The sequence below is a fragment of the Caulobacter sp. DWP3-1-3b2 genome (genome assembly GCF_049896325.1).
Taxonomy (GTDB): Bacteria; Pseudomonadota; Alphaproteobacteria; order Caulobacterales; family Caulobacteraceae; genus Caulobacter.
On sequence record NZ_JAFCUB010000050.1, the window covers coordinates 1 to 22,051 of the forward strand.

The 22,051-nt window shown below is 65.7% G+C and carries 14 protein-coding genes and 2 pseudogenes; 10 read left to right on the forward strand and 6 right to left on the reverse strand.

What is annotated here, in order from left to right:
• Positions 1 to 287: 287 nt before the first annotated feature.
• From lldD to ACP7AG_RS20225, 3 genes are read right to left on the reverse strand one after another with little or no spacing between them, the layout of a single operon-like run.
• Entirely contained in the window at positions 288 to 1,439 is a 1,152-nt protein-coding gene (gene lldD / locus ACP7AG_RS20215) for an FMN-dependent L-lactate dehydrogenase LldD (RefSeq protein ID WP_426033124.1), read from the reverse strand.
• A 9-nt stretch (positions 1,440 to 1,448) separates the two neighbouring features.
• On the reverse strand, positions 1,449 to 2,210 hold the full coding sequence (locus ACP7AG_RS20220; protein WP_426033126.1) for an SDR family NAD(P)-dependent oxidoreductase: 762 nt from the start codon (positions 2,208 to 2,210) through the stop codon (positions 1,449 to 1,451).
• Between the two features lie 24 nt (positions 2,211 to 2,234).
• Positions 2,235 to 3,059 carry an IclR family transcriptional regulator gene (locus tag ACP7AG_RS20225; RefSeq protein WP_426033128.1) on the reverse strand — a complete coding sequence of 275 codons (825 nt, stop codon included), beginning with the start codon at positions 3,057 to 3,059 and terminating at the stop codon, positions 2,235 to 2,237.
• 229 nt (positions 3,060 to 3,288) lie between these two features.
• On the opposite strand from ACP7AG_RS20225, the gene rhmD reads away from it, so the two are divergent.
• The 5 genes from rhmD to rhaT are packed head-to-tail and all read left to right on the forward strand — an operon-like array spanning position 3,289 to position 8,286.
• Positions 3,289 to 4,467, forward strand: coding sequence for an L-rhamnonate dehydratase (rhmD, locus tag ACP7AG_RS20230; RefSeq protein WP_426033130.1), 1,179 nt, complete (start codon positions 3,289 to 3,291; stop codon positions 4,465 to 4,467).
• A gap of 21 nt (positions 4,468 to 4,488) precedes the next feature.
• Positions 4,489 to 5,352, forward strand: a complete 864-nt coding sequence (locus ACP7AG_RS20235) for a fumarylacetoacetate hydrolase family protein (protein WP_426033132.1) — start codon at positions 4,489 to 4,491, stop codon at positions 5,350 to 5,352.
• The gene (locus ACP7AG_RS20240) at positions 5,349 to 6,113 is read left to right on the forward strand and encodes an SDR family NAD(P)-dependent oxidoreductase (RefSeq protein ID WP_426033134.1); all 765 of its coding nucleotides are present in this window, start codon (positions 5,349 to 5,351) and stop codon (positions 6,111 to 6,113) included. The genes ACP7AG_RS20235 and ACP7AG_RS20240 overlap by 4 nt, the downstream gene beginning before the upstream one ends.
• A 51-nt stretch (positions 6,114 to 6,164) precedes the next feature.
• Positions 6,165 to 7,073, forward strand: a complete 909-nt coding sequence (locus ACP7AG_RS20245; protein WP_426033136.1) for an amidohydrolase family protein — start codon at positions 6,165 to 6,167, stop codon at positions 7,071 to 7,073.
• Positions 7,074 to 7,125: 52 nt separating this feature from the next.
• The gene (gene rhaT / locus ACP7AG_RS20250; protein ID WP_426033138.1) at positions 7,126 to 8,286 is read left to right on the forward strand and encodes an L-rhamnose/proton symporter RhaT; all 1,161 of its coding nucleotides are present in this window, start codon (positions 7,126 to 7,128) and stop codon (positions 8,284 to 8,286) included.
• Here the strand turns inward: rhaT and ACP7AG_RS20255 are convergent.
• Positions 8,242 to 9,273 (reverse strand): LacI family DNA-binding transcriptional regulator, encoded by a 1,032-nt coding sequence (locus tag ACP7AG_RS20255; protein ID WP_426033140.1) that lies wholly within the window; start codon positions 9,271 to 9,273, stop codon positions 8,242 to 8,244. The genes rhaT and ACP7AG_RS20255 overlap by 45 nt on opposite strands.
• A 216-nt stretch (positions 9,274 to 9,489) precedes the next feature.
• Between ACP7AG_RS20255 and ACP7AG_RS20260 the strand changes: the two genes are divergently transcribed.
• The 4 genes and pseudogenes from ACP7AG_RS20260 (at position 9,490) to uxaC (ending at position 16,659) form a co-directional block, all read left to right on the forward strand.
• Complete coding sequence (locus ACP7AG_RS20260) at positions 9,490 to 11,052, forward strand: rhamnogalacturonidase (RefSeq protein ID WP_426033142.1); 1,563 nt, start codon at positions 9,490 to 9,492, stop codon at positions 11,050 to 11,052.
• A 200-nt stretch (positions 11,053 to 11,252) separates the two neighbouring features.
• Positions 11,253 to 12,905 (forward strand): glycoside hydrolase family 43 protein, encoded by a 1,653-nt coding sequence (locus tag ACP7AG_RS20265; RefSeq protein ID WP_426033144.1) that lies wholly within the window; start codon positions 11,253 to 11,255, stop codon positions 12,903 to 12,905.
• On the forward strand, positions 12,902 to 15,139 hold the full coding sequence (locus ACP7AG_RS20270) for a hypothetical protein (RefSeq protein WP_426033146.1): 2,238 nt from the start codon (positions 12,902 to 12,904) through the stop codon (positions 15,137 to 15,139). The genes ACP7AG_RS20265 and ACP7AG_RS20270 overlap by 4 nt, the downstream gene beginning before the upstream one ends.
• A 77-nt stretch (positions 15,140 to 15,216) precedes the next feature.
• Positions 15,217 to 16,659 (forward strand): annotated as a pseudogene (uxaC, locus tag ACP7AG_RS20275) (glucuronate isomerase).
• Between the two features lie 24 nt (positions 16,660 to 16,683).
• On the opposite strand, the gene ACP7AG_RS20280 reads toward uxaC, so the two are convergent.
• A complete protein-coding gene (locus ACP7AG_RS20280; RefSeq protein WP_426033148.1) occupies positions 16,684 to 18,105 on the reverse strand; it encodes a glycoside hydrolase family 28 protein in 1,422 nt (473 codons plus the stop codon).
• Between the two features lie 128 nt (positions 18,106 to 18,233).
• Between ACP7AG_RS20280 and ACP7AG_RS20285 the strand changes: the two genes are divergently transcribed.
• The gene (locus tag ACP7AG_RS20285) at positions 18,234 to 21,314 is read left to right on the forward strand and encodes a TonB-dependent receptor domain-containing protein (RefSeq protein WP_426033150.1); all 3,081 of its coding nucleotides are present in this window, start codon (positions 18,234 to 18,236) and stop codon (positions 21,312 to 21,314) included.
• A 603-nt stretch (positions 21,315 to 21,917) separates the two neighbouring features.
• Here the strand turns inward: ACP7AG_RS20285 and ACP7AG_RS20290 are convergent.
• Positions 21,918 to 22,051, reverse strand: a pseudogene (locus tag ACP7AG_RS20290) (transposase); the annotation flags it as partial.

Consider the following 22,051-nt stretch of genomic DNA (forward strand, 5'->3'; position numbering starts at 1 on the left):
AGGCCTGCTGGGTACGCGGATCGAAGTTGCGGATGGTCATGTCTTCGACCATCCTGCGACGCAGCGGGTGGATCGCATCTTCGGGCATCACTCGTCTCCTGTCTCGAGGAGGACGTGGCCCATCCACGCTCCTCTTCAGACAGGAGAACCCCACTGCTCATCTTCCCCGAACGAATACCCATCCCGCGCTAGCGGGTTAGTACTCTGGCGCACAAGCGCCGGAACCTGGGGGAGCGTCGAGGTTGCGAGCCGCTCCTGAGCCCAGGAGGACGACGCGGCCGTCCGTCTCAACGCCCACTGGACGGGCGGTCGGCGAGAATGGTGCGATCAATCTGGTCGACGGACGTCACGCCGGTCAGGGCCATGGCGACGCGCATTTCCCTGTCGATCAGGTCTAGAAGTTGGGTCACGCCAGGCCCCCCCCGTGCGGCCAGAGCGTAGACGAAGGCGCGGCCCAGCAGCACGCCCTTGGCGCCCAAGGCCAGCATTCGCACGACGTCCAGACCGGAACGGACACCGCCGTCCGCCAGCACCGTCAGCTGATCGCCGACCGCGTCAACGATGGCCGGCAGGGCGTGGGCGCTGGACAGCACGCCATCCAGTTGCCGACCGCCGTGGTTGGAGACCACGATGCCGTCGGCGCCGATTTCGGCGGCGGCGCGGGCGTCTTCCGAATCCAGCACGCCCTTGATGATCAGTGGACCCTTCCAGAGCTCACGAATCCACTCCAGGTCCTTCCAGGTGATCGAGGGATCGAAATTGGCCCCCAGCCAGCCCATGAAGTCTTCCAGGCCCGAGTTCTCGCCCAACACCGGCGCGACATTGCCCAGGGTATGGGGACGGCCCATGACCCCGACATCCCAGGCCCAGGCGGGCTTGCCCACGGCCTGCAGCATCCGCCGGGCGGCGGCGTTGGGTCCGCTCATCCCTGAATGGGGGTCGCGATAGCGAGCGCCTGGCACGGGCATGTCGACGGTGAACACCAGAGCCGTGGCCCCGGCGTCTCGCGCGCGAACCAGCAGGTCGCGCATGAAGCCCCGGTCGCGCAGCACATAGAGCTGGAACCAGATCGGGGCGCTGGAGGCGCGCGACACCTCGTCGACGTCGCAGACCGACACGGTGGACAGGCAAAACGGCACGCCCTTGGCGGCGGCGGCGCGGGCGGCCTGAACCTCGCCGCGACGGGCGTACATGCCGGTCAGGCCCACGGGGGCCAGGGCCACCGGCAGGCCGTGCTCGACCCCAAACAAGGTGGCTTTCGTCGAGACCTGGGAGACATCCTTCAGGACCCGCTGGCGCAGGGACATGTCAGCGAGGTCGGAAACGTTTCGTCTCAGGGTTTGCTCGGCATAGGCGCCGCCGTCGATATAGTCGAACAGGAAGCGAGGCAGCCTGCGGCGGGCCGCCTCGCGGAAGTCCGTGGTCGAGGAAACTATCATGCGCGCCTGCTATTGGAAGTTGGCCAAGGCACCGCCGTCGGCCAGCACCGCCGCGCCGGTGACGTAGGCGGCCATGTCCGAGGCCAGGAACACCACGATCTTGGCGATGTCTTCCGGCGCCCCGAGGCGGCCCAGTGGGATGCGGCCCTCCATGTAGCGGCGCTTGTCGGGGTCGGCGAGGTCGTCCTTGTTGATGTCGGTGGCGATGGTGCCCGGCATCACCGAATTGCAGCGGATGCCATGCTTGCCCAGCGCCACGGCGCACGATTGCATCAGGCTGTGAACCCCCGCTTTGGTGGGCGTGTAGTGGGTCTGCATCTCGCCGCCGACCAGGGCGCTGATCGAGGAGATCGCCACCACCGACCCGCCACGACCCTGCCTGACCATCTGGTTGGCCGCGGCCTGGACCATGAAATAGGCCCCCGTCATGTTGACCCCGACCGTCCGCTCATAGGTCTCACGCGGCATGTCTAGAAAGCCGTGGAACGGGCAGACGCCAGCGTTACTGACGAAGACGTCCAGGCCACCGAGCCCCGCCACCGCCGCCTCGATGAAGCGGGGGGCGTTGTCGGTATCTGCGACGTCGCCATCAAACACCACGACCTTGCGGCCGAGCGTCCGGATTTCCTGGGCGACCTCCTCGGCGGCTTCCGGATCCTTGAAAACGTTGAGGGCCACATGCGCCCCCTGGCGTGCGCATTCGATCGCCGTGGCCCGGCCGATGCCGCGCGAGGCGCCAGTGACGGCGACGATCTTGTCTTCAAGCAGCATCTAGGTCCCTTCGCAGTCCCGTCGTCAGCGCGGGCCGCGCTTGCCGTTCCAGCCCAAGTCGCGAGCGATGGCGTTGGCGGCCTCGCGTACATCCTCAACCAGGGTATTCATGCGCTCATCGTCCATGTACTGGGCGGCGCCCGAGACGCTGATGGCGGCGACGATCTGGCCGGCCGCTCCACGCACCGGCGCGGCGACGCAGCGGATGCGGTCTTCGTTCTCTTCAAGGTCGAAGGCTACACCGCGCGTGGCGTAGTCTTTCATCCAGGCGACCCACTGTTCTTCATCGGGCGCGCCGGGCGCCGGCGGGCCTTCCATCTTGTAGAGTTCGCGCCAGCGGGCCTCGGTTTCGTCCAGCACCAGGGCCTTGCCCAGGCCCGTCGAGCGGATCGGCTGTCGGTCGCCCACGCGCGAGCTGATATTGATGCGCCGACGGCCCGTGAGCTTGTCGAGATAGAGCGCGCGATCCTCGTCCAACACACCCAGATGTATAGTGTCTTCCAGCTCATCCAGCAGCTTTTCCAGATGCGGGCGGGCCAGGCGCGGCAGGTCCATCTGCTGGCTGGCCAGATAGCCCAGCTCAAGCAGCTTGGAGCCCAGGCTGTAGCCTTCGCGTGGAGCCTGGGACAGCAATCGGCGCTCGACCAGGGCCGTGGCCAGACGGTGGGTGGTGCTGCGTGTCAGGCCAAGCTGCTTGGCCAGGGCCGGCAGGCCAATGGCTCCCGACTCCGCCACGACGTCCAGCAGGTCCAGACCCCGAAACAGGGTCTGGCTACCGCTAGGGCTCTTGGTCGCCGTCGTGCCGTCCGCCGCCACCGTTTCCGCTCCTCTTGACGCTTCGTGTTTCATTTTGTAGTACTCTTTCTCATATTGTGGAACGCAAGGCAAGCGATACGGGCCACGGCTCTTGCGAGCCGACGCCCTGCGAACACTAGCGAGTCATACGTTGTCTAGGGAGATGGGCGCAGCCAAGTTGGCTGTCGCTGGAGCAAGCCGGAACCCGTGAGGAACCGGCGCGCGCCCTTTCCTGTCCATACGGTCGCGGGCGTGTTCCCGCAGGTTGGAGCTTCGGTCTTCCATGGCGTTTCCGGTTATCAAGCATGTTCGCGCCTTCGTGGTTCGGGGCGGCGGCGCCGACTATCATGATCAGGGCGAAGGCCACTGGATCGACGATCACATCGCCACCCCCATGTCGCGCTATCCGGAATATCGCCAAAGCCGGCAGAGCTTCGGCATCAACGTTCTGGGCACGCTGGTCGTCGAGATCGAAGCCATGGACGGTACGATCGGCTTCGCGGTGACCACTGGCGGCGAGCCGGCCGCCTATATCGTCGAAAAGCATCTGGCGCGGTTCCTGGAGGGGCGCGATCCTGCCGAGATCGAGAAGATCTGGGACCAGATGTATTTCTCCACCCAATACTACGGCCGCAAGGGCCTGGTGGTGAACGCCCTGTCTGGGGTCGATCTGGCGCTGTGGGACCTGATGGGCAAGCTGCGCCAAGAGCCCGTCTATCACCTGCTGGGCGGCAAGGTGCGCGACGAGCTGACCTTCTACGCCACTGGCGCGCGACCCGACCTGGCCCAGAAGATGGGTTTCATTGGCGGCAAGATGCCCCTGCACCACGGCCCGGCCGAGGGTGAGGAAGGTCTGCGCAAGAACATCGAAGAACTGGCCACCATGCGCGAGCGCACCGGCGAGGACTTCTGGCTGATGTTCGACTGCTGGATGGCGCTGGACCTGAACTACGCCACCAGGCTGGCCCACAAGGCCCATGAGCATGGGCTGAAATGGATCGAGGAAGCCCTCAGTCCCGACGACTACTGGGGCTATCGCGACCTGAAGAAGAACGCGCCCAAGGGCATGCTGGTCACCACCGGCGAGCATGAGGCCACCCGCTGGGGATTCCGCATGCTGCTGGAGATGGAGTGCTGCGACATCATCCAGCCCGATGTCGGCTGGTGCGGCGGCATGACCGAGCTGGTGAAGATCTCCAACCTCGCTGACAGCCGTGGGGTGATGTGCATCCCTCACGGCTCCAGCGTCTACAGCTATCACTTCGTCACCACGCGCCATAACAGCCCGTTCGCCGAGTTCCTGATGATGGCGCCGAAGGCCGACGAGGTGGTGCCGATGTTCCATCCGCAGCTGATCGGCGAACCCGTCCCGGTGAACGGCAAGCTCAAGCTCTCCGACGCGCCAGGCTTTGGCGTCGAACTCAATCGCGAGGTCGGCCTGCACCGGCCTTACGTCCGCTGATTTTCCTGAAAGCGTAGATCCATGAAACTCCTCCGCTACGGCCCCAAGGGCGCCGAAAAGCCTGGTCTCCTCGACGCCGAGGGCAATATCCGTGACCTGTCCGGCCATGTGGCCGACATTACCGGCGCCGAACTTTCGCCCGCCAACCTGAAAAGGCTGGCCGCCATCGATCCCGCGTCGCTGCCGCTGGTCGAGGGCTCGCCCCGCTATGGCGTGCCGGTTTCTGGCGTCAGCAAGTTCATCGCCGTGGGTTTGAACTTCGCCGACCACGCCGCCGAGTCGAACTTGCCGATCCCCGAAGAGCCGGTGCTGTTCACCAAGGCCGTCAGCTGCCTGAACGGTCCCAATGATCCGGTGATGATCCCGCGTGGCTCGCTGAAGACCGACTGGGAAGTCGAGCTGGGCGTCGTGATCGGTTCGCGCGCCAGCTACGTCACCGAGGACGAAGCCCTGAACCATGTCGCCGGCTACGTGCTGATCAATGACGTCTCGGAACGCGCCTTCCAGATCGAGCGCGGCGGCACCTGGGACAAGGGCAAGGGTTGCGACACCTTCGGCCCGGTCGGCCCGTGGTTGGTCACCTCGGACGAGGTCGGCGACCCGCAGAACCTAGGCATGTGGCTGGACATCAACGGCCAGCGCAAGCAGGACGGCTCGTCCAGGACCATGATCTTCCCGATCAGCAAGCTGGTCTCCTACATCAGCGAGTTCATGACGCTGGAACCCGGCGACCTGATCACCACCGGCACGCCCCCCGGCGTCGGCATGGGTCAGAAACCGGGAGCCGTCTATCTGAAGGCTGGTGACGAGATCCGCCTGGGCATTGAGAAGCTAGGCGAGCAGCGCCAGATCGTCGTGGCCTGGTCCCGGGACGGGGTCTCGTGAGCGCGACCTACGCCTCCCCTTATCTTGGGCGCTTCACCGGTCGCACCGCCGTCATCACCGGCGGCGCTTCAGGTCTGGGCAGGGCCGTGGCGGCGCGCATCGTCGCCGAGGGCGGCCGGGTCGCGCTGTGGGACCTGGACGCTGACGGCCTGAAGGAAGCCGCCGCTCAGGTCGGCGCGTCCCACGTCGAGGCTCTGGACGTGTCCGACCAGGCCGCCGTCGCGGCGGCCGCCAAGGCCTCGAACGCGGCGCTGGGCAAGATCGACATCCTGGTGGCCTCGGCCGGCATCACCGGCGCGACCGTGCCGGTGCACGAGTTCCCGCTCGATAACTGGCGTCGGGTGATCGACATCAACCTGAACGGCGTCTTCTACTGCTGCCGCGAGATCGTGCCGTTCATGCTGGCCGGCGGCTATGGCCGGATCGTCAATGTCGCCTCGGTGGCCGGCAAGGAAGGCAATCCCAACGCCAGCGCCTATTCGGCGTCCAAGGCCGGGGTGATCGGCCTGACCAAGTCGCTGGGCAAGGAGCTGGCCACCCTTGGGGTGATCGCCAACAGCCTGACCCCGGCCACCTTTGAAAGCCCGATCCTGGAGCAATTGCCGCGCAGCCAGGTCGACTACATGCGGGGCAAGATCCCGATGGGTCGCCTGGGCGAGGTCGATGAAAGCGCCGCGATGGTCTGCTTCATGGCCAGCCAGGAATGCAGCTTCACGACAGCATCGACCTTCGACACCTCGGGTGGCCGAACAACCTATTGATCGCCGCCTGACGACCCGGAAGACCGGGCGTCCATCGAGAGAGGAACGGCCATGGGCGGCTTGCCCTTCATCGACGCCCACGTCCACCTCTGGGACTTGGATCGCCTGCGCTATCCGTGGCTGCTGCCGCCGTTCGGCGACGACGGTCCCAACGGGAGTGTCGAGCCCATCGCCCGGACCTACCTGCTGGATGATTATCGCGCCGACCTGGCCGACTGGAGCCTGGCGGGAGCGGTGCATATCGAGGCGGGCGCGCAGCCCTCGGCGGCGCTGGACGAGACCCGCTGGCTGCAGGCCCTGGCCGACAGCGAAGGCCTGCCCAGCGCCATCGTCGCCTTCGCCGCGTTGGACGGCCCGGGCGTGGAAGGTCTTCTCGAGGCCCATGCGTCGCATCGCAACGTCCGTGGCGTGCGCCAGATCGTCAACTGGCACCCCGACGCCGGGCGAACCTATACAGAGCGCGACATCACCACGGATCCGGCTTGGCAGTCCGGCTTCGGGCTTCTGGCGAAGTATGGCCTGTCGTTTGATCTGCAGTGTTACCCCGGACAGATGTTGGGGATGGCGGCTCTGATCGCACGTCATCCAGACACCCCGGTCATCCTCAACCATGCGGGCATGCTGGTCGACGACAACCCGCAGGGCAGGGCGCTCTGGCGCGAAGGCATGCGAGCCCTGGCCGCTCTGCCCAATGTCAGCGTCAAGCTGTCGGGCTTTGGCCTGATCGACCGCGACTGGACGCAGGCCTCCATCGCCCCGCGCATCCTGAAGGCCATCGAGATCTTCGGGACAGATAGCTGCATGTTCGCCAGCGACGTTCCCACCGACTCGCTGTTTGGCAGCGTCGACAAGCACCTTTCAGCCTACCACGCCATCACCGCCGGTTTCAGCCACGACGAGCGGCTGGATCTCTTCGCGCGAAACGCCATCCGCCACTATCGCCTCGACCTGCAGGTCTGACGATGCGCTGGCCCTCGCACCTGCCCCTGCCGCTGTCTGTCTGGAGTGTCCCATGACCCCCAATCCTCTGCTTGGCGTCCTCTTCCACTGGCTGGGCGGCCTGGCCTCAGCCAGCTTCTATGTGCCCTATCGAGGGGTAAGGCGCTGGTCCTGGGAGATCTTCTGGCTGACGGGGGGCATCTTTTCCTGGCTGATTGCGCCGTGGTTCTTCGCCGCGATCCAGACGCGAGACCTCTTGGGGGTCATGGCCCAGACACCTGGCCAGGTCGTCGGCCTGTGCATGATGTTCGGCGCGCTCTGGGGCTTTGGCGGCCTGACCTATGGCCTGACGATGCGCTATCTGGGCCTGTCGCTCGGCATGGCGGTGGTCCTGGGACTTTGCACCGTCTTCGGCACCCTGATCCCGCCGCTCGTGCAGGGCGACTTCCATGAAAAGTTGCTGTCCAGCCCATCGGGACGAACGATCCTGTTGGGTCTGATCGTCACCTTGCTGGGCATCGTCGTGGTCGCCGTGGCCGGGGCGCGCAAGGACGCGGCCCTCTCGGCCGATCAGAAGACCGCCGTGATCGCCGAGTTCGATTTCAGGAAGGGGATCGGCGTAGCCATCTTCTCCGGCGTGATGTCGGCCTGTTTCGCCTTTGGTCTGGCGGCGGGGGAGCCCATCAAGGCGCTATCGGCGGCGGCGGGCACCGGGCCTTTGTGGACCGGATTGCCGATCCTGTGCCTGGTGATGTTTGGCGGCCTGATCACCAACGGGCTTTGGTGCGCCTGGCTGATCGTACGCAACCGCAGCGCCGGTCAGTGGCTGGGGCGCTCGGGCGCTTCCGAGGCCGCGCCAGGGACTGTCGAGAAGCCTGCGCCGGACGGGCGCACGCCGTTGCTGGCCAACTATCTGCTGTGCGCCCTGGCGGGGACGGCCTGGTACTTCCAGTTCTTCTTCTACACGATGGGCGAGAGCCAGATGGGGCGCTTTGGCTTCTCCAGCTGGACGCTCCACATGGCCTCCATCATCATCTTCGGCACCCTGTGGGGTTTTGCCTTCAAGGAATGGAAGGACGCCAAGCCGGCCGTTCGCGCCTTGGTCTGGCTGGGCGTGGCGCTGCTGATCGGCGCCACGGTGATCATCGGCTACGGCAATGCGATGGGGCGCCAGATGACGCCGCGGGGCCTAGACGCGTCCGGTCGATTGGCGGCAGACCAGGGTCAGATCTAGGGTGCGGTGCGGCAAGGTGTGGCCTTGCTCGACGATCATCTGCAGCAGTTGTTCGGTGGCCGCCTTGGCCATGTCGAACAGGGGGCGGCGGATGGTGGTCAGGGCCGGTGAGATCATCGATGCCAGATCGGAGTCGTCGAAGCCGGCGACCGACAGCTGCCCTGGCATCGAGACGCCTCTTTCACGCGCCGCCTTCACGACCGCAGCGGCCATGATGTCGTTGCAGGCGAAGATCGCGGTGGGAGGATTGGGCATCGACAGCAGCGCCTCGGCGGCCGCCAGCCCGCTCTCGAAACCGTAATCGCCCTCTCGCAGCTGCAGATCGATATCGAGGCCCGAGGACTCGAGTGCCTCAACGAAGCCCGCCTTGCGTTCCTGCGCCGAACGGAAATGCGCGGGGCCTTCGATCATCGCGATGCGCCTATGGCCAAGATCGAGCAGATGCCGTCCCAGCTTGGCCGTGGCGGCGCGGTCGTCGCTGATCAGCAGGCCGGGATAGGCGGGCACCGAGATCGAGGCGATGCCGATCGACGGTACGCCCAGGGCCGTGAGGCGCTCGGGAATGGCGGCGATTTCGGAGGCGGGCGGCAGAACGATCAGGCCATCGACGCGCGAGCGACGCACAAAGGTTTCGATCTCCAGCGCCACATTGGGATCGTTGAACCGCACCGGATGGACGACCAGTTCGTAGCCATGCCGGGTGCAGATTTCAAAAATGCCGCGCTGGAGAGCGCCGATCACCTGGGCGTTCGGGTCGTCCTGCACGACAGCGATCAGATAGGAGCGGCCCGAGGCGAGGGCGCGGGCGCGGGAACTGGGGCTGTAACCCATCTGCGTGATGATCGCCTGGACGGCGACGCGCGTCTCCTCGCCAACCTTCGGCGAGGCGTTGATGACCCGCGAGACGGTTCGGATGGAGACGCCGGCGGCCTTGGCCACATCGTCAATCGTTACGGAAATGCTCGTGGTCGGATCGTTTCCGAACATGTTCTGCAGCGCTCCAGAAGAGCGTGATTAGCGCAGTGACCAGAAACCGCAACCTTTCCTTGGCTAGCGCTGGCATTTGAAAATGCCAGCGCTAGCACAAAGAATGCTACCGGTAACAAATGGGCGTTGACAGGATGGCGTCGCGCTTGTTGCATCGCTTGAGAGCCAAAAATGGGCCGTTGGGAGGACACTATGAAAATGGATCGAAGAGGTCTGATGCTGGGCGGTTTGATGGGCTCCGTCGCGCTGGCTCCCGCGCAAGGCGCCCAGGCGGCGAGCCTTGCCGACAAGCCCAACTCCGGCGGCGCGCCCTACGCCTTCAACGTCAAGAATTTCGGCGCGGTCGGCGATGGCGCGACCATCGACTCCCCCGCCATCAATAAGGCCATCAACCACGTATCGGCGCTGGGCGGCGGGACGATCCATTTCCCGCCCGGGACCTATGCCTGCTACACCATCCGTCTAAAGAGCAATATCACGCTGCACCTCGACCATGGAGCCGTGATCCTGGCGGCCGCGCCGAACGGCGTGGCGCCCACCGGCTATGATGACCCGGGACCCGGCGCGGGCAACGCCTATCAGGACTATGGCCACAGCCATTGGTCCAACAGTCTGATCTTCGGCGAGGGCCTGCACGATATCGCCATCGTCGGAGCCGGATTGATCTGGGGCAAGGGTCTCACCCGCGGTCACCGGTTCCCGACCGACCCACCGGACATCTCGGGTCCGGGCGTCGGCGACAAGGCGATCGCCTTGAAGAACTGCCGCAATGTGCTGCTGCGCGACTTCAAGATGCTGCAGGCGGGTTGGTTCGCGCTGCTGGCCACTGGCGTCGACAACATGACCATCGACAACCTGGTCATCGACACCAATCGCGACGGTCTGGACATCGACTGCTGCCGCAATGTGCGGGTCACCAACTGTACGATCAATTCGCCGTGGGACGACGGCATCTGCCCCAAGAGCTCGTTTGCTCTTGGCTATGCGCGCCCGACCGAGAACCTGACCATTTCCGATTGCTACCTCACCGGCAATTACGAGATGGGTTCGGTCATCGACGGCACATGGAAGAAGATGCCGGTCGGCCACCACGGCTATGGCCGCATCAAGCTGGGCACCGAGTCCAACGGCGGCTTCAAGAACATCACCATCACCAACTGCGTCTTCGACCACTGCTACGGCATTGCCCTGGAGACGATGGATGGCGGCCTGACTGAAGATATCGCCATCAGCAACATCACCATGCGCGGCATAGGCTTTCCGCCGCTGTTCCTGCGTCTGGGCAGCCGGATGCGCGGTCCCGCCGGGGCGCCGGTGGGCAGGCTTCGACGGATCGCGATCCAGAACATCGTCAGCTACGGCGCGACGCCGCATCCCTCGATCATCGCGGGCGTGGCCGGTCATCCGGTCGAGGACGTCAAGATCAGCGACGTCTATTTCCATCAGCTGGGCGGGGGCTCGGCGGAATTGGCCCGGCGCCAGCCGCCCGAGGCGGACAAGGCCTATCCGGATCCGGACATGTTCGGTGACCTGCCGGCGACAGGCTTCTTCATCCGGCATGCCCGCAATATCGAGATGAGCAATGTCGAGATCGTCGCCGAGGCGCCTGACGCCCGGCCGGCGTTCTGGTTGCAGGACGTGACCGACGCGGACTTCTTCCGGCTTCGCCTGCCGAAGGGGCCAAACTTTCAGCTGGATAAGGTCACCGGCTTCCGGTCGTTCGGCAGCCGGTGGCTTGAAGACCGCCGGTTCGACGGAACGGAGAGCCGGTCCTTCTAGCCAACACGCCGGCAGCGCCGGCGACCAGACTGTCACGAGAGGGTGTTTGCGTGTGTTCACAGGTCGAGCGTGATTTCCATGACCTTCCAACGGCTCTCTCATGGCCCGGGCGTGCGTGACCCGGCGGACCTCCCCCGCCCGGACGCACGCCCGACAACCTTCCACCAGCGAGTCCGCATACTTTGCCCGGAGTCAGTCCAATGCGCATGAACAAGCCAGGATCAGCACGACTGTTGGGCTTGATGCTGGCGGCGGCGATGCCGATCTGCGTCCACGCTCCGGCCTTCGCCGCGCCGAAAGCTCCGGCCGTGTATCGCAATCCCATCCTGCACGCCGACTATTCGGACCCGGACGTCATTCGCGTGGGCGACACCTATTACATGGTGGCGTCCAGCTTCCATTTCTCGCCCGGCGTGCCGATCCTGAGCTCGAAGGATCTCGTCCACTGGACGATTGTTGGCCACGTCCTGCCGAAGCTGACCTTCGCGCCGGAATATGATCTGCCCGGGCCTGTTCCCACCGACGACGCCGGCGCGCGGATGCCGCGCGACATGCGCACCTCCGGGCAGCGCTATGCCGGCGGTGTCTGGGCGCCCTCGATCCGACATCACAAGGGACTGTTCTACGTCTATTTCGCGACGCCCTATGAAGGGGTCTTCATGTCCACAGCGTCGCGCGCCGAAGGACCCTGGAGCCCGCCCGTCACGGTTATAGCCGAGTCCGGCCTGGAGGATCCATGTCCGTTCTGGGACGACGATGGTCAGGCCTATCTGGTGCATGGCAAGGTCGGGGCCGGGCCACTGGTGCTGCATCGCATGTCTCCGGACGGCAAACGCGTGCTGGATGCCGGAACCGTCATCGCCGAGGATTCCAAGGCCCTGCCGGTGCTCGAAGGACCCAAGCTCTACAAGCGCAACGGCTGGTACTACATCTTCGCCCCCATCGGCGGGGTCGACACAGGTCCGCAAGCGGTTCTGCGGTCCCGGAATATCTGGGGTCCTTACGAGCACCGGTCGGTGCTGTCGCCGGGCAAGTCCGCGCTGAAGGGTCCGCATCAGGGCGGCTGGGTCGAGACGCCTTCGGGCCAGGGCTGGTTCGCGCATTTCAACAGCACAGGCGCCTATGGCCGCATCGTCCATCTACAGCCGGTCGTCTGGAAGGATGACTGGCCCTTTATCGGCGAGCCGATCCCGGGCGCCGGGCCGGACGAGGTGTCCGGGCAGCCGGTGACCCAACACCCGATGCCCGATGTCGGTGGCCGCTTCATGCCCGTCTGGCCCCAGACCTCCGACAGCTTTGCGCGCCGCAAGTTGGGACCGCAGTGGGAGTGGAACCATAATCCCGACGATCGCCGCTGGAGCCTGAAGTCACGTCCCGGTTTCCTGCGCCTGACTGCCGGCTCGGCGATCAATCTGGTCAGCGCCCGCAACACCCTAACCCAGGTGCTGCAGAGCGAGCGTTCGGTCGTCACCACCCGCCTCGACGCGCGCGGCGTCGTCGACGGCCAGCGCGCCGGCCTGGCGATGTTCGGCGCGGGGATCGGCTCCATTGGCGTCATAAGGAAGGACGGCGCGTCACATCTGGTCTTCTCGTCGCGGGGCGTGGAGACGATGGGACCGGCGCTGTCGGTCGGCGTCGTCGACCTGCGCGTGGCGATCGCCGACCAAGCGGCGCGCTTCAGCTACAGCCTCGACGGCGGAAAGAGCTTCGTCGAGATGGGCGGAACGACCCTCCCGAAATTCAGCTGGTGGAAAGGCGCGCGGCCGGCGCTCTTCAGCTATGGCGCGCCGAAGCAATCCAGGCTGGGTGTCGCCGACTTCGACTGGGTGACCGTCAAGAAAGTCGACCAATGACCTGGCCCGTTCGGATCGCGCTTCTTGTCGCGGTGGTCCTGGTGCCCTGCCTCGCCATGGCCCAGCCCATCGACCGCCACGCCGTTGTCTCGCGTCACAATCCCTCTCTGGGCGCCGTCGACCGGCACGCGCCGCTGATGGTCGGCAATGGCGATCTGGCCTTCACCGCCGACATAACCGGGCTGCAGACCTTTCCCGAGCAATATTCCGACCTTGCCCCCTTGCTGACCATGGCCCAGTGGGCCTGGCACAGCTTCCCCAATCCCGAGGGCTACACCGAGGCCAGCAGTCTGCGCCTGGTGGCCGTGCCGGGGCGCGGCGAGCAGCCCTTCGCCTGGATGCGTCAGGGACTGGAAGCCAAGAGCAATCCGGCCGACGCCTGGTTGCGTGAAAATCCGCACCGCTTCTCGCTGGGCCGCGTGGCGCTGTCTATCAAGGACAAGGCCGGCCGACCTGCGCGTTTTGCGGACCTGTCCGACACCCGCCAGACCCTGGACCTGTGGACCGGCGCCCTGACCAGCCACTTCACCTATGACGGCGAGCCCGTCGTGGTCGAAACCCGGGTCGCCACCGGGCGCGACGCGGTTCTTGTCTCGGTTCGGTCGCGTCTGGTGAGGCTGGGCCGCCTTGGAGTCAGCGTCCGCTATCCGGGCGTTTCGGCCAAGATCAATCCCGATCCCAGCGATTGGTACCATCCGCAGCGGCATGTCACCCGGCTGGTCAGCTCGGCGTCCGGGCGTGTGGTCCTGCAGCGCCAACTGGATGAGACGACCTACGGCTCGACCATCGATGCGGCCGGCGCCGCCGTGACGCGAACGGGCGATCATGCCTTCGAGGTCGCGGCCCTGTCGGGCGACGTCCTGAAGGCGACAATCGACTTCGACCGCGAGGCGCGCGGCAGGCCGGCGCCGCCATTCGCCAAGGCGAGCGCCGGGGCCGACGCGCGTTGGCGCAACTACTGGACGCGCGGCGGCATCATCGACTTCGCGGGCAGCAGCGACCCTCGAGCGGCTGAGCTGGAGCGCCGCGTGGTGCTGTCGCAGTATCTGATGGCGGTGAACGGGGCAGGGGACGTCCCGCCTCAGGAGGAGGGGCTGTTCTCCAACAGCTGGAACGGCAAGTTCCATCTCGAGATGCATCCCTGGCACACGGCGCATTTCGCCACGTGGGGGCGGCCCGCCTTGCTGGAGCGCAGCCTGAGCTGGTACGTCGACCACCTTCCGTCGGCCAGAGCCGAGGCGGCGCGGCACAAGGTGTCTGGCGCCTGGTGGCCCAAGATGGCGGGGCCTGAGGGGCGCAACAGCCCCAGCTCGATCTCACCCTTCATCATGTGGCAGCAGCCGCATCCCATCCTGATGGCGGAGCTGGCCTATCGCGCCCACCCAGACACGGCGACGCTGAAACGTTATGGCGCGCTGGTCGAGGAGACCGCCAGGCTGCTGGCCAGCTGGCCAGGCTGGGACGCGACCAAAGACCGCTTCGTCCTGGGGCCGCCGATCATTCCGGTGCAGGAAAACCACGAGCCGCTGGCGACCCTCAATCCGGCGTTCGAGCTCGAATATTTCCGACAGGGTCTGACGGTGGCGCAGGCCTGGCGCGAACGGCAAGGCCAGGCGCGCGACGCTGATTGGGACCGGGTGATCGCCAAATTGGCTCCCATGGCGCAGCGCGACGGTCTCTATTTGGCGGTCGAGAACGATCCCGAGCTCTGGATCCAGGCGGCGTCCGCCAAGTGCAAGGGTAACGCGGTCGAGCATTGTCCCAATCGCGATCATCCCTCCTTCCTGATGTCCTACGGGCTGATTGGTTCGGATCGGGTCGACGTCGAGACCATGCGGGCCACCCTGCGGGCGGTCGAGCGCAACTGGGATCTGCGCCAGACCTGGGGCTGGGACTATCCCATGGTCGCCATGACGGCCGCGCGCCTTGGCGAGCCGGAGGACGCGCTGGCCTGGCTGTTCAAGGACCAGAAGAACAACCAGTGGGGCGTCAGCGGCATGACCCCGCGCGTCCATCTGGAGTCCTTCCTGTCTCCGTCGCAATACGCCGGCGCAGGGGGGGAGGATGGCGCGGGCTATCGACGCGCCGCCGAGACCTATTTTCCGTCGAACGGCTCGCTGTTGCTGGCCGTCGGCATGATGGCGGCGGGCTGGGACGGATCGTCCGGCCACGCCCCGGGTTTTCCCAGGCAAGGCTGGACGGTGCGGTCAGAGGGCCTTCGTCCGCTTCCATGACGTTTCCGCCAGCTTGAATCTACCAGACACCCCTGTGGTCGGCGAGAAAACGCCGGCCGCCCTTTTCGCGAGCGACCATGGCCAGGCCTCTGATTTTCCACGACGACCGTTTGTTTCCGGCGGATGAGCGCACGCGTTCGATCGCACGCGAGCGGTATGCGACGGTCAAGGGGCTGCCGATCATCAGCCCGCACGGCCACACCGATCCCAGCTGGTTTGCGACCAACGCGCCGTTCCAGGACGCGACCGACCTGCTGCTGGCGCCAGACCACTATCTGTTCCGGATGCTCTACAGCCAGGGCATCTTGCTGGATCGCCTGAAGGTGCGGTCCAAGGACGGCGTTCCTGGGACCGATGCTCGCGAGGCCTGGCGTCTGCTGGCTCAGAACTTCCACCTGTTTCGCGGTACGCCCTCGTGGATCTGGCTTAACCACGTGTTCAGCCAGGTGTTCGGCATGGAGGTGTTCTTCTCCGCCGAAACCTCGGACCTCTATTTCGACACCATCAACGAAGCCCTGGCCACCGACGCCTTCCGACCGCGCGCCCTGTTCGACCGTTTTAACATCGAGACCTTGGCCACCACCGAAGGCCCGCATGAGACGCTGAAGCATCACCACGCCATCCGCGACAGCGGCTGGGGCGGTCATGTGATCACCGCCTATCGTCCCGACGCGGTCATCGATTTCGAGGACGAGCGCTCGCCGCGCGCCTTCGAGCGCTTCGCCGAGGTGTCGGGCTAGGATGTCTACAGCTGGCAGGGCTATCTGGAAGCCCACCGCCAGCGCCGCGGCGCCTTCATCGAGGCCGGCGCGACGTCATCGGACCACGGCCACCCTACGGCGGCGACCGCCGATCTGAGCGCCGCCGAGACCGAGACGCTGTTCCTCAGCCTGGTGAAGGGCGAGGTGACGCCCGAGCGGGCCGAGCTGTTCCGCGCCCAGATGCTGACCGAAATGGCCAGGATGAGCCTGGACGTCGGCCTCGTCATGCAGATCCACCCCGGCTCGCACCGCAATCACAATGTGGGCCTGCTGAACTCGCACGGCCGCGACAAGGGCGCCGACATCCCGGTCCAGACCGAATACGTCAAGGCGCTGAAGCCGCTGCTGAGCAAGTTCGGCAATGATCCGCGCCTGTCGATCGTCCTCTTCACCCTGGACGAAACCAGCTACAGCCGCGAACTGGCCCCGCTGGTCGGCCATTATCCGGTGCTGAAGCTGGGCCCGTCCTGGTGGTTCCACGACAGCCCCGAGGGCATGATGCGCTTCCGCGAGCAGGTGACCGAGACGGCGGGCTTCTACAACACCGTCGGCTTCAACGACGACACCCGCGCCTTCCTGTCGATCCCGGCTCGCCACGACGTGGCCCGCCGCGTCGACAGCAGCTTCCTGGCTCGCATGGTCGCCGAGCACCGCATGGACCTCGTCGAGGCCCAGGAGCTGATCGTCGACCTGACCTACAACCTACCCAAACAGGCCTACAAACTCGATCGCAAGGCCGGTCAAGGCCTGAAGACATAGGACCCAGGGCGGCGTGCCGGCTCGTCACAGGGCCGAGACGCGCCGCCCGTTGACCCCAACCTTTTCCAGCCTCAGGCCCGTCGTGTGCGTCACGATGCTGGGTCTGGTCACGCCGTCGAAGCGGCAATCGCTCAGCACAATGTCGGCGACGGGCGCCTTGGCCAGGCCCTGCAGGTCCAGGACCTGGGCGGCGCCCCGCGTGCGCATCCGTTCGACCCGAAGATTGCGCAGGACGGGGGTGAATGCTCCGGCCGCGCCCTCTTCGTAGTTGAAGTCGCAGGTGATCGCCGCTCTTGAGACCCGGCCGACCTCGATATCGCGGCAATGGATGTCTTCCACGACGCCGCCACGCATGGCGTTGTTCTTGAAGCGCAGCGCGTACCAGAGGTTTGGGCTGTCCATGTGGCAGCGCTGGACGAAGATGTTGTTGACGCCCCCCGACACCTCGCTGCCGATCACCACCCCGCCGTGGCCGTCCGTCATCGTGCAGTCCTGGATGAGGATGTTGCGGGTGGGCTTGGCCAGGCGGCGACCGTCGGCGTTGCGGCCGGACTTGATGGCGATGCAATCGTCGCCGCTGTCGAAGACACAACGCTCGATCAGCATGCCGTCGACCGATTCCGGATTGCAGCCATCGGTGTTGGGGCCGTGGCCGATCACCGTCACGTCGCGGACCACGACATTGCGGCACAGGACCGGATGGATGGTCCAGCAGGGGGAGTCTCGCAGCGTGACGCCCTCCACCAGCACATTGGCGCAGTTCTGGAACTGAACCATCATCGGCCTCAGATAGTGTCCCTCGTGGAAGATCCGCTGGGTGACGGGCACGCCTTCCTCGGCCATGCGGAAGAGCGCTGCGCGGGCCTCGCGCTGGTTTGGCATTCCTGGCCGCCAACCAAATTGCGCCCCGCTGCTCCAGGACCACCAGGCTGGTCCCTGGCCGTCCAGCACCCCGCGGCCCGTGATCGCCACGTCGCGCTGGCCGTCAGCGAACACCAGGGGAGCATAGTTCATCAGCTCGATCCCCTCCCAGCGCGTGGCCACGACGGGGTAGCGAGAGGGATCTGTGCTGAAGACAATCGTGGCGCCTTCCGCCACATGCAGTTCGACACCCGACAGAAGGCGGATGGGGCCGGTGATCCAGCGCCCGGGCGGCGCCAGGACGCGGCCGCCGCCTGCAGCGGCGCAGTCCTGGATCGCCTTGGCAAAGGCCGCGCTGTTGCGGTCGACGTCGTTGGCGACGGCGCCGGCCGTCACGATGCTGAAAACCCTTTGCGAAAAGGTCGGCGGCCGAGCCTCGCGTTCGATCACAGCCGCCTTGGCCCAGCCGCTCGCCACGCCCTGGGCCAAGCCCGGCTCGGCGAGCAAGGCCGCGGCCCCGCCGATCATCAGGTTCCTGCGCGAGAACAGGCTGGGCGCCGAGGCCTGTTTTTCGGACGGTCGCATCGCCTAGCCTCGTTTGTGGATGTCAGATGATGTCAATTTATGGAGCGCCATTGCATATTATGGTACTAGCGTTTATTCATCTCCTCAATGACCGCAGAATGATAGCGGTCCCTTAAGAGGGGAAGCCAATGGGAACGATCCGTCGCAAGAGCACTTTCATGGGCTGCGAGACAGCGGTGGCCTTGGCCACGGCTGTACTTTTGCCAGCGCTGGCACAGGCACAAGGCCAAGTTCAGAGTGCGTCCAGCGCCGATGAAGCGACAGTGACCGAGGTGGTGGTCACCGGATCGCGGTTGGCCGCGCGAGGCTTTCAGGCGCCCACACCCGTCACGGTCATTGGCGAGGAAGAAATCGGTCTTACCGGCACCCAGAACGTCGAGACCCTGCTCAACGACACCCCGCAGTTCCTGGGGTCGCAAAACAATGGCCCGACGGCCAATACCGTGCCCGGCGGCACGGCCACGCTGAACCTTCGGGGCTTTGGTGCGCAGCGTAACCTCGTGCTGGTCAATGGCCGGCGCTTCACCATTACCGGTCCTGATCAGACCACGGACATCAACACTGTGCCTGCCGCGCTGATCAAGCGCGTGGAAACGGTGACCGGCGGCTCGTCCGCAGTCTATGGATCGGACGCCATCACCGGCGTCGTCAACTTCATCATGAAGGACGACTTCGAGGGGGTGGAACTGACCGCCCAGGCGCGCGCCGACACCCACACCAAGACCAAGACCTACACAGCGGACCTGACCTTCGGCAGCAACTTTGCCGACGACCGCGGCAACGTCGTCGTCGCGTTGAACTATCTCGATCGGGGCGGCTATACCCGTGGCGAGCGCGGCGGTTGGGCGACGCCCAGCCTGGCCAATGGCTGCGTGACGTCCGACTCGTTCAGCAGCACCCGTCCAGGTGTGCCGCTGGCGGTTCCTGGCGGCCAGACCTGCCTCTCGGCCGGCGGTCGCCCCGGTCTAATCTTCGGCGGCAGCGGCACCATTCCCAACGGGCGGTTCGCCAACATCCCGTCGGTGGGCTCCTCGGGTTCCAATCCGGGGCTCGACGCCGCCTTGATCGCGGCCGGGCTGGGCGGCATCGGCTCGCGCGGCTTCACCTTCAACGACGCCGGCACGGCGGCGCGTCCGGCGGTGACCCCCGGCGACGACTACGACCTGGGTCCTGCGGCCTATCTTGTGCTCCCACAGCGTCGCTGGATGGCCAATGTCTCGGGTCACTACGACTTCAATGAACATGTGACCGGCTATGCCGAGGCGCACTACAGTAACAACCGCGTCTCAATGCGCCTGCCGCCCAGCGGCATTGGCGGCAACTTCCTGATCAACATCAACAACCCCTATCTGACGCCGCAGCTTCGGGAAGTCATGCGCCAGCTGGACCTGCGCGAGAGCGGAGTCGTTCGGGTGACCAACGGTGCCTCGTCGCTGATGACCACGGCCGGTGACGGCTTGGCCGTTCTAAACATCAACCGCCGTCTCACGGGCGTGGGCGACCGCGTCAACACCGCCGACCGGTCCGCCTATCGTTCGGCCATCGGATTCCGGGGCGATATCGGCAGTGTTTCCGCCGATTTCCTGCGGAACCTGAGCTACGACGCCTATTACACCTTCACCCGCACCACCGACACGAGCATTTCGGGGGGCGCGGCATCGCTCGCCAAGTTCCAGACGGGACTGCTGTCGGCGGGCGGCGCGGCGCCGGTCCTCAATATCTTCGGCGCCAACCTGTCTCCGGCGGGCGCGGCCTCGATCGCGGTGTCGTCGACCAACTACACCGAATCCCAGCAGCAGGTCCTCGCGGGCAGTCTGGCGGGCGAGCTGTTCGACACCTGGGCCGGTCCCGTCGATTTCAGCGCCGGCGCAGAATACCGCAAGGCCTCGGCGCGGTTCACGCCTGACAGCTTCCTGGCTTCAGGCGATGTTTCCGGCTTCAACGCCGCCCTGCCTACCAAGGGCTCGGAGTCGGTAAAGGAAATCTACGGCGAGGTGCGCGTGCCCCTGCTGATGGATTCGCCCCTGGGCAAGCGCGCCAGCGCCAATGGCGCCTTCCGCTATTCCGACTATGACCTCAAGGGCGTCGGCGGCGTCTGGACCTATTCGGTGGGCGGCGAGTATGCGCCGGTCTCCGACGTCACGTTCCGGGGCCAGTTCCAGCACGCCATCCGCGCGCCCAATGTCGGCGAACTGTTCGGCGGCAACACCACCAGCGGCCCCTCGGCGGTCGACCCCTGTTCCAGCCGCCAACCGACGGCCCAGCAGACCGCCGCCGTGCGCGCCCTGTGCGTCGCCACCGGCGTGCCGACCGGCGCGGTGTTCACGCTCTCGGTGCAGCCCAACACCTTCATCAATCAGGTGTCTGGCGGCAATCCCAATGTCGGCCCCGAAGAGTCGGACACAACGACGTTGGGCATCGTCCTGCAACCCAGGTTCGCGCCGGGGCTGGCCTTCAGCGTGGACTATTTCAAGATCAACCTCGATGGCGCCATCGCGCCGCTCGGCGGCGGCATCGCGAACACGCTGAGCCTTTGCTACAACCAGATCCAGGACGCCAGCAGCGTGTTCTGTCAGGCGATCACCCGTGATCCGCTGACGGGCCAGATCGCCGCTCCGGGCTATGTGACGACCACCAACGGCAACACGGGCGGTCTGAAGACCTCGGGCGTCGACTTCGACGGCAGCTACCGCTTCGACCTCGACTGGAGCCCCTTCGGCGAGGGCAGCAGGGTAGAGATCGGGACCAACCTGACCTACACCGACGAGTTCACCCTCACGCCGGTGCAGGCCCTGCCAGCCACCAAGAACTTTTGTGTCGGCACCTTTGGCCCCACCTGCGGCCAGCCGATCCCTCGCTGGAAAGGCGTGTCGCGTGTCACCTGGCGTTCGGGCCCGGCGACGCTGAGCCTGCGCCATCGCTATATCGGCGAGACCACCGTCGATACCTACCTGCTGCCCAAGCGCCTCGGCGCGGCTTTCCCCGACAAGGCGACACTGACCACGCCGGTCATCAAGGCGCAGAGCTATTTCGATCTAACCGGCGTCTATGACCTGAACGAGGGCACGACTCTGACGGCCGGGGTGCGCAATCTGTTCGACAAGAACCCGCCGATTGTCGGGTCTCCGGCGCCCGCCAACAACACGTTCTCGGCGACGTACGATGTCGAAGGTCGGGTGGTCTACGCCAGCGTGACTGCGCGGTTCTAGGCCGTTTCGCGGCAGGTGATGCGAGGGCCTGCGGGCGGCGCATCACCTGACGTCGTTTCCCCCTGGGCCGGCGCGAAAAGCGTTGGCTTTTTTTGCCTTCCGTCGCTCGCGCGTTCGCCAAACGCTGCGCAGCGCAACCACAGCAAGGATAGCCGGTCGCGACGCTATAGAGATCAGAATGACCGCTGTGTTGAATTGAGGCCGTAGGGGATATCGAACCCGAACCGGCCGCAGCTGGCTGAGACGCAAGGGTAGAGCTTACTTCGTCGGTGCGTCTGCCCGGCGAAGGTCTTGTTTCTGGAGCTGTGCCAAGGTCCGGTATTGTTTAGGTTTCTTGGACGCCCGCCAGGCGCGGCGACGGGGCTGACCCCTAGGGCGGGTGTCTGAGAAAGCTTGCTGCAGGCGGCCGGTTTGGTCCGTTACGATGCCCCTGATGATGTGCGGGTCGGGGTGTTCTTGGGCGCTCAGGGCCGCTTTTTGGCGTTGGTGCGCAAGGCCGCTCACGCGGCCCTTGGCCGTTGGTGTAGCGCTGCGATTTCGGGTGGCGTTGTCTGTGAGCCTCATGACGAGTCGATCTGGAACGCGGGCCGGCACGCGGGTCTTGGCGGCGCGGGCGGTGTTGGCGAAAAGGCCGTAGTGGCGGATGCGATGGAATCCGCTGGGCAGGACGTGGATCAGGAAGCGGCGGATGAACTCGCCGGGCGCCAGGGTCATCTCCTTACGGCGGGCCTGTCCGT

Coding starts and splice junctions, on each gene's coding strand:
- ACP7AG_RS20280 (WP_426033148.1), bottom strand. CDS start 18,105: ATGCGACCGTCCGAAAAACAGGCCTCGGCGCCCAGCCTGTTCTCGCGC.
- rhmD (WP_426033130.1), top strand. CDS start 3,289: ATGGCGTTTCCGGTTATCAAGCATGTTCGCGCCTTCGTGGTTCGGGGC.
- ACP7AG_RS20225 (WP_426033128.1), bottom strand. CDS start 3,059: ATGAAACACGAAGCGTCAAGAGGAGCGGAAACGGTGGCGGCGGACGGC.
- ACP7AG_RS20245 (WP_426033136.1), top strand. CDS start 6,165: ATGGGCGGCTTGCCCTTCATCGACGCCCACGTCCACCTCTGGGACTTG.
- ACP7AG_RS20255 (WP_426033140.1), bottom strand. CDS start 9,273: ATGTTCGGAAACGATCCGACCACGAGCATTTCCGTAACGATTGACGAT.
- ACP7AG_RS20220 (WP_426033126.1), bottom strand. CDS start 2,210: ATGCTGCTTGAAGACAAGATCGTCGCCGTCACTGGCGCCTCGCGCGGC.
- ACP7AG_RS20270 (WP_426033146.1), top strand. CDS start 12,902: ATGACCTGGCCCGTTCGGATCGCGCTTCTTGTCGCGGTGGTCCTGGTG.
- ACP7AG_RS20285 (WP_426033150.1), top strand. CDS start 18,234: ATGGGAACGATCCGTCGCAAGAGCACTTTCATGGGCTGCGAGACAGCG.
- rhaT (WP_426033138.1), top strand. CDS start 7,126: ATGACCCCCAATCCTCTGCTTGGCGTCCTCTTCCACTGGCTGGGCGGC.
- lldD (WP_426033124.1), bottom strand. CDS start 1,439: ATGATAGTTTCCTCGACCACGGACTTCCGCGAGGCGGCCCGCCGCAGG.
- ACP7AG_RS20265 (WP_426033144.1), top strand. CDS start 11,253: ATGCGCATGAACAAGCCAGGATCAGCACGACTGTTGGGCTTGATGCTG.
- ACP7AG_RS20260 (WP_426033142.1), top strand. CDS start 9,490: ATGCTGGGCGGTTTGATGGGCTCCGTCGCGCTGGCTCCCGCGCAAGGC.
- ACP7AG_RS20235 (WP_426033132.1), top strand. CDS start 4,489: ATGAAACTCCTCCGCTACGGCCCCAAGGGCGCCGAAAAGCCTGGTCTC.